The sequence below is a fragment of the Staphylococcus sp. GDY8P45P genome, from assembly GCF_017892745.1.
Lineage (GTDB): Bacteria > Bacillota > Bacilli > Staphylococcales > Staphylococcaceae > Staphylococcus > Staphylococcus cohnii.
The window spans coordinates 21,322-29,174 of record NZ_JAESLS010000002.1 but is presented as its reverse complement, the minus strand read 5'-3'; the positions used below and the strand labels follow the sequence as shown (position 1 = coordinate 29,174).

Sequence of the window (7,853 nt, the reverse complement as noted above, 5' to 3'; positions counted from 1 at the left end):
TGCAGCTTGTGTAATTTTAAACCCTTCGCTATCTGCAACTTCCATATATTTTGTTAAATCACGAACAGGATCAATTACTATCGCCTCTCCTGTACGTTGACAGCCAACTAAATAAGATGCTTGAGATAAATGATTATCGTAAAATTGTTTAAAAAACATGTTGAAACTCCTTTTTTAATAGATTTAATTAGATGAATAAATTATGATTCGCATTTTCTGTATCACCAATATAAGTACCTACGCCCCCGTACTCAACTTCGTCTCTGAGCTCTTCTTTCTGAATGCCCATAACATCCATGCTCATCGTGCAAGCAATTAATTTGATATCTTGTTCGATAGCTTGATTGATAAGCGATGGTAATGAATCAACATTTTTCTTCTTCATTACATAGCGCATCATGATATTACCTAAACCAAACATATTCATTTTAGAAAGTGGCATGCGTAAAGGTGTTTTCGGCAACATCAAATCAAACATTTTTGCAATGCCTTTCTTTTTAACGTTAACTGTTTGCTCTTTTTTCAACGCGTTAAGTCCCCAAAAAGTAAAGAAGATAGTTACATCTCTTCCTGCAGCTCTAGCGCCATTTGCAATAATCATTGCTGCCACTGCTTTATCTAACTCTCCACTAAATAGTACAATTGTCGTACCTTTAGCAGTATGATTCACTTGTAAGTCTTTTGGTTTTTCTTTTTGAATGATAGCATTAATTCCATTGTTACTTTCATCCAATTCAACTAACGTATGTCCTGTTTGTTTCACCCAGCTTTTAATGTCGCTAAGGAAACCAGGATCAGTCACTGTAACTTCAATTTGCTCGCCTACTTCAATATTTTTCATTTCTTTACTGATGTTTACAATTGGACCTGGACATTGAAGACCACTATAGTTAAGTTGTTTACGCTCTGCTTTAATTTCTACATTTGTATTTTCTTCTAATGTATTATTATCTTCGTTTTTTGCTTCATATGCTTTATAGCCACCGTCTAAATTAACGATATCGTAGCCTTGTTCAGCTAAATACTCGCTCGCTTTAGTACTTCTGGTACCACTTTTACAGTGTACAAAATAGGTTGTGTTTTTATCTTTATTAAACGATTCAATCTTATCTACAGGATGTAATGTCGCACCATTTATGTGTGCTAGCTCATATTCTTCTTCTGTTCTTACGTCAATCAGTTGACCTTGTGCACCTAATTTTTCTAATTCTTGTTTACTGAATTTGTTGATATGCTTTTCGTTATATTGTTTCATAATATCCTCCTAATAAATACCTATAGGGGTATATTAACTGATTGTTTATAGTGTGTCAAATACCCAATGGGGTATTTGACATTTTTGGTTCTATCTATTATTATGACTTTATTCAATTAAAAGTGGAGGAAATAACTATGCATTATGATAAAAAAATGATTAATCGTATTAATAGAATACAAGGTCAACTCAATGGAGTTATTAAAATGATGGAAGAAGAAAAAGATTGTAAAGATGTCATTACTCAAATCAGTGCATCAAAAAGTTCAATCCAACGTTTGATGGGGATTATCATTAGTGAAAATTTAATAGAATGTGTAAAGACAGCAGAGGATAATGGTGAAAATTCTGAAGAATTGATTAATGAAGCCGTTAACTTATTGGTAAAAAGTAAATAATGGATATTTCAACTGTTATTATGATGTTACTTATTGGGGTATTCGGAGGCTTTATTTCGGGTCTAGTAGGTATCGGTGGTTCTATCATTATTTATCCAGCTATTTTATTATTACCACCACTATTTGGTGTTCCTGCATACAGTGCATACATCGCTTCAGGACTTACTTCCAGTCAAGTCTTTTTCAGTACTTTAACTGGGTCATTAAAAGCGCGAAAAAAAACCGAATTCTCCCCACCATTAGTTATTTATATGAGTGGAGGTATGATTACAGGGAGCATGTTAGGCGCACTCCTAGCAAATTTATTTAATGCTGAATTTGTAAATACAATATATATTATCATTGCTTTAATCGCATTAATTTTAATGTTTATTAACGTAAAACCGAATTTAAATCAGTCTTCCTTTAACAAACCATTATTAGTTATGGTTGGTCTTTTCGTTGGTATCATTTCGGGTATAGTTGGAGCAGGCGGCGCTTTTATTATTATTCCTATATTGCTAGTTTTATTCAAATTACCAATGAATATGGTAGTTGCTAATAGTATAGTAATTGCTTTTATATCTTCAATTGGCGCCTTTATCATTAAACTTATACAAGGTTACATTCCTTTAGAAGATGCGTTATTTTTAATAATAGGGAGTATTATTTTCGCTCCGTTAGGTTTAAAATTAGGTAAAAAGGTCCCTAGTTTTGTACAAAAGTGGATCATCAGTATTTTAATTATTATTGCAATTATTCAAATTGCTTTATAAATAAGAAAGAGANNTTCTCTTTCTTATTTATAAAGTTAAAACATTCTCATATGGCAATGGCAAGTTGCTATAAATTCAACAGCTATATACGTATGATTAGGGTGTACCTTAAATAGATAAACTTCTCGAAGTTAATATATTTATTTTCTATACGATAAAGTAGAGTCCATTAATAGCTTTTATCTTTATGATCCCTTCATTCAAAAACAAATGAAATCAAAAAAATAGAAAGGCAATGAAATATAATTGAGTATAATCACATTTCATTGCCTTGGAATATAGTCATACACCTCTGCTAATAGTTGAAAGAAGTCAATTTCTAGAGCAGTTGATAATATTTTCAAAGTTGATAAACTAGGTAAATTATATCCATTTTCAATATTAGTTAAAGTCTTTACAGATAGATCTTCATATTCTATTAATCCTTGTCTTACTCGATCATCTAAGAAATAACTCCTTGTATCTTTTTTTAAAGATAAATTCATTCTATGTTCTCTTATAATTGATCCAAATTTTATTAAGTCTCTATTTTTTCTTTAGAAAAAATCCTAAAGGAATTGGGAATATTCACCAGCAAGCTGACCAAACTTAAATTTTACATTGTAAAATTTAAAGGTTTATAAGTATATAAAATAGTAATAAAATATTATTTTATTTTTTAATATAATAATATTTTTATAAGGCCGTTATAGGGGAATTTTATTAAAGGTGGGATAGATAATGAATGTATTAACGCAAGAAGATAGAATACAAATTTTATCTGATATTGTTGAAATTAAAACCGTAAATGATAATTAATTAGAAAGGTTCTGTGTCAAATAGTGTTGGGGACCAAAAGTAAATAATCACAGTTAAGATTTAAATGAAATTTTTAATAACTGAAAGGCCATGTTTATTTTCAAGATAAGCATGACCCTTTTCTCGCCCTTAGGCGAGAAAGTCGGATCAAGAGTTGGATAATTAATAATGAAAGCTAACAAGTGTCATCGTCTAATATTTAAGCTGCAACTGGTTGGAAAGTCGCAGGTAGTGGATTAGATGGTTTAAAGATCAGTTTAAATTGTAATAGAATTCTGGCTCTGAAATTTCTAAAGCTTGCGTAGCCATATCCTGTACGTTTGATTAACTTAATCTTGTTATTCATACCTTCGGTAGGACCGTTAGAAACACGATAAATTAAAGCATTTTCGACATATGGTAAGAATCTTTCCAGTGTATTAATCGTTTTTCTTACCTTTTTATTTAATCTGACTTTCTTTAAATCTTGTAAAGTGGCTAATAAGTAACTGTAGTCTCTAGTTTTTGTCGCAAATTTAAGGTCATTCATCACTTGGTAAGCTTGTTGTAATTTCGGAGAAAGACTTAATAAATAATCTACCATACGTTGCTCAGTCATCTTTTCATGGTATAGGCGATGATAATAATAGTTTGAAAAATCGAGATAATCAGCATTTTTTAATATCAATCTCTATTGATTTTTTAGTTTTCGATAATCTGTAGGGCGACTTTTTTTGATTTCATTTATGACTGCAATCCACATTGAGTTAATTGTATTATTTAGTAATTGTACGATATGAAAACGATCAATAACAATTTTTGCATTAGGGAAAAAAGCCTTAACAACACTTATATATGGAGAATATAAGTTCATTGAAATCGTCTTTACTGCAGCTCGTGCTTCTTTAGAATAGCGATGGAAATACCGAATTAACGACTGCTGTTTTCAATCCTCTATAATGTTTCCTGCTTTCAAGTATATTGTGGTAATTTACTTTATTTTAGGATTTCATGGCCTTTTTGTATACCCAAAAAACCGTGAGAGTATTATCCTCTTACGGTTTTTTCGGCACTTTAACTTGATGAAAATAATAATTCATCTAAATCAAATATCTCAATATATTTATGCGTATGTTGTTTAATTAAACCTTTTTCTTCCAATGCTGAAAACTTTCGACTTATTGTTTCAGGAGTTGTACCCAAATAAGAAGCTAGATCCTTCTTTGACATTGGTAAGGTCACATAAGTATGATTTTCTTCATTCTCAACGTATTCTGATAGAAAATCAATAATACGAGACTCTACTTGCTCCATACCAACCTGCATCGTTTGCTTTTCTGATACCTGTAAACGTTTCGTAACGTCTGATAGGATTCTTCTCATAATTTCTGGGTAAGCATCTAAATAGTCATTCATATCCTTTTTATGAATTCTACATATACTTACTTCTGATATTGCTTCAGCATAATTAGAATGGTAACTTTCAGTTTGAAAAATAGCCACTTCTCCCATAAAATCACCAGGATTTAGTATGCGTACAGTTTGTTCACGACCGGATTCATTTAAGTTATAAATACGTACACGCCCATTATTTACGATATATAGTGTGTCATCTTTATCACCACTTCCAAATAACAACGCATTCTTTTCATAATGTACTTCATGCGCTGATTGTGCAATTAAACTCATTTGTTCTTCATTTAGGTGGTTAAAAATCGGAACTAAACGTATACAATCTACATGACTATGGTGATGATGGTGTGCCATACAACTTTCCTCCTAATTAATCATTATCTATATAGTCATCGTCTTCTAGCGCATCCTTGTTAACAAAGGCTTGAAGTTGCCAAATATTTACATCTAAATAATCTTTATAACTAATTAGTAAAACCTCTAACGCATCATCTGCTTCTTCTTGGGCTAAACGCATTGCACGAATGGTAAATTCACGGTTAGATCTAAAATCCTCTACTAACTGTAAGACCATTTCTTCAGCAGAATAATATTTTTCAGACAAATCTTCAGAAATCGTTGTAAATTTTTGGAATTCGGTAGTTGTTGATGCTGGCTTAAATCCTGAAGCTAGTAAACGTTCTGCAATTTTATCAAACCATGTTTCATTTTCATTATATAGTTTTTCAAATACCTCATGCAATGAATAAAAATTTGTGCCTTTTACATACCAATGATATTGGTGTAATTTTACATGCAAGGTATGAATATTAGCCAGTACATGATCTGTAACAGCTGCTGCATTAATCTTAGTATGATGAATGTGTTCTTTATAGGCTTGTTCAGCAGCTAATTTTTCTTGTCTTTCATTTACTGTTGTCATTTTATACACCTTCCTTTACTTTTGAACTAATAACGGAATATCCTAAGTTTTCAATAGCTTTTTCAATTGTATTCAAATTGACTTGTTCTTCATCAAAATCCACTTTTACCTTACTTGCATTGAACAGCACTTTTACAGAATCTTTTTCTACACCAGCAGTCTGTTTTAAACCACTTTCAATTTTTTGTAAACATGATGGACAAGTTAATGTTTCTAATTTTAATGTTGCTTTAGTCATATCTATCACTCCTTTAAATAAATTATATAAGGTATTTTTTTAAAAATAATTGACACGGATCAATTATCTTAATTGATAACTTCTTAATCTCATTGCATTTAAAATAACGACCAAAATACTTGCCTCATGAACTAACATACCAATTGACATAGACATCCATTCACTAAATATTAAACTACCCAATAATATTATCACCACACCAACAGCAATGAGAATATTTTGTTGCATATTCGCGTATGTCCCTTTAGCTAAACCTAAAGCATGGGGGAGACGATTAAAATTGGAATTCATTAGAACAATATCTGAACTTTCAATAGCCACATCTGTCCCATTTCCCATAGCTATCCCTACTTCTGCAATAGCTAGAGAAGGGCTATCATTCACACCATCACCAATAAAAGCAACAATTTCACCAGTAGACTGTCTTTCTTTTAAAAATGCTTGCTTGTCCTCTGGTAGCATATCGCCATGGGCCTCGGTTAATCCTAGCTCCTTTTTAACTAAATTAACTGTACCTTGATTATCCCCTGATAATACAATGAGATTTTTAACACCAAGTGATTTTAATTTTTGTAGGTCTTGTTTAACGCTTGGTCGAACTTGGTCACGGATTTCCATTAAAATGATTAACTGACGATCAACTGCCGTTAATACAATTGAACTACCGGCTCTTTCTAATTTATCTAATTCTTTAAGAACATCATTAGATAGTAGAATACTTTCTTGTTCCATTAAGGTTTTATTCCCTACTGCAACAATGTGTCCGTCAACGTGAGCAATTATACCCCCACCTTTTATAACCTGTGTACTCTCTACAGGTCTTAGTTTATATTGCGCTAATTTATTTGTAATAGCGACAGCTAAGGGATGGTCAGATTCCCTTTCAATCGAGTATAATAAAGATAAATCCTCCTCTTGATTATTTCCATAGTAAACGAATTCGCTAACTTCAGGCTTTCCTTCAGTTAAGGTACCTGTTTTATCAAATAGGACTGTATCTACATTCGCAAAATGACTAATCACTTCAGAACCTTTAAACAAAATACCATTCTTTGCACCATTTCCTATACCCGCGACATTTGAAACAGGTACACCAATGACCAAGGCCCCTGGGCAACCAAGTACTAATACAGTAACTGCAAGTGCTGTATCTTTAGTTAATACCCAAACTAATAGCCCAATGATAAGTACTACAGGTGTATACCAACGAGAGAACTGGTCAATAAATCGTTCAGCTTCCGATTTAGAATCTTGTGCTTCTTCTACTAACTCAATAATTCGACCAAATGTAGAATCTTCCCCAATTCTATCAGCAACTATTTGAATAGTCCCATTATCCATAATGGTACCGGCAAATACTTCATCACCTTTCTCTTTCTTTAGAGGTAAAGATTCACCGGTGATATTAGCCTCATTTACATGTCCTTTTCCAGTAGTTACCCTACCATCTACTGGAATCTTAGCCCCAGTTTTTACTATGAGAATATCTCCTTCCTCTACTTCATCAATATCTACTTCTTCAAATTGTCCGTCGTACAATTGCTTAAAAGCAGTCTCTGGAGCCATTTCCGTCAACTCTTTAATAGCAGACCGTGTTTGCTTAAGTGTACGCTGTTCTAAATATGATCCAAATAAAAATAAGAAAGTAACAATAGCTGACTCTTCGTAATTTTGAATAAAGAAAGCACCAATAACCGCTATAGTTACTAAAACATCAATACTCACTACTTTTACTTTCATAGCCTGATAAGCCTGTATTGCGATTGGTATAACACCCAATATAGAAGCAATTATAAAAGCACTATTAAAGATAACCATATTACTAAAGATAAAATGTGCAATAAAACCTATAATAATAAGTAAACCACTAATAACAGTAATATGATTTTTATGTTTCAAAATAGTCTGTTGCATATAAACCTCTCCTACACTTTAGTTTAACCATAGTGTATTCGTTTTTAAGAAATATAAACTTGACCTATATCAATCTTATCTAATAAATATAGCGAATAATATTTAGGCTTAAACAGATAGATATATATAAATAACTAGGACATATACTCATGACCTAATTATTTTTATTATTGACTATTTA

General features: G+C 31.8%; 8 protein-coding genes and 2 pseudogenes. 2 read left to right on the top strand and 8 right to left on the bottom strand.

Annotated features, from left to right (window positions below; genetic code table 11):
* Both KA873_RS00200 and cstA read right to left on the bottom strand, forming a co-directional pair.
* Positions 1–159: pseudogene (locus KA873_RS00200) on the bottom strand (MBL fold metallo-hydrolase); the annotation flags it as partial.
* A 28-nt stretch (positions 160–187) separates the two neighbouring features.
* On the bottom strand, positions 188–1,255 hold the full coding sequence (gene cstA, locus KA873_RS00195) for a persulfide response sulfurtransferase CstA (RefSeq protein ID WP_011867737.1): 1,068 nt from the start codon (positions 1,253–1,255) through the stop codon (positions 188–190).
* Between the two features lie 137 nt (positions 1,256–1,392).
* Between cstA and cstR the strand changes: the two genes are divergently transcribed.
* Both cstR and KA873_RS00185 read left to right on the top strand, forming a co-directional pair.
* Complete coding sequence (cstR, locus tag KA873_RS00190; protein WP_012816717.1) at positions 1,393–1,653, top strand: persulfide-sensing transcriptional repressor CstR; 261 nt, start codon at positions 1,393–1,395, stop codon at positions 1,651–1,653.
* Entirely contained in the window at positions 1,653–2,408 is a 756-nt protein-coding gene (locus KA873_RS00185; RefSeq protein ID WP_011867735.1) for a sulfite exporter TauE/SafE family protein, read from the top strand. The genes cstR and KA873_RS00185 overlap by 1 nt, the downstream gene beginning before the upstream one ends.
* Before the next feature lie 263 nt (positions 2,409–2,671).
* Here the strand turns inward: KA873_RS00185 and KA873_RS00180 are convergent, their stop codons facing one another.
* The 6 genes and pseudogenes from KA873_RS00180 to KA873_RS00150 form a co-directional block, all read right to left on the bottom strand.
* Positions 2,672–2,893: a helix-turn-helix domain-containing protein gene (locus KA873_RS00180; RefSeq protein ID WP_011867734.1), complete on the bottom strand. Its 222-nt coding sequence runs from the start codon at positions 2,891–2,893 to the stop codon at positions 2,672–2,674.
* Between the two features lie 512 nt (positions 2,894–3,405).
* A pseudogene (locus tag KA873_RS13510) lies at positions 3,406–4,122 on the bottom strand (transposase); the annotation flags it as partial.
* A gap of 137 nt (positions 4,123–4,259) precedes the next feature.
* Entirely contained in the window at positions 4,260–4,952 is a 693-nt protein-coding gene (locus KA873_RS00165) for a Crp/Fnr family transcriptional regulator (RefSeq protein WP_011867731.1), read from the bottom strand.
* 16 nt (positions 4,953–4,968) lie between these two features.
* A complete protein-coding gene (locus KA873_RS00160) occupies positions 4,969–5,520 on the bottom strand; it encodes a Dps family protein (RefSeq protein WP_210140101.1) in 552 nt (183 codons plus the stop codon).
* Position 5,521: 1 nt separating this feature from the next.
* Positions 5,522–5,758, bottom strand: coding sequence for a heavy-metal-associated domain-containing protein (locus tag KA873_RS00155; protein WP_011867729.1), 237 nt, complete (start codon positions 5,756–5,758; stop codon positions 5,522–5,524).
* A 63-nt stretch (positions 5,759–5,821) separates the two neighbouring features.
* On the bottom strand, positions 5,822–7,672 hold the full coding sequence (locus KA873_RS00150) for a heavy metal translocating P-type ATPase (RefSeq protein ID WP_210140100.1): 1,851 nt from the start codon (positions 7,670–7,672) through the stop codon (positions 5,822–5,824).
* Positions 7,673–7,853: the final 181 nt, after the last annotated feature.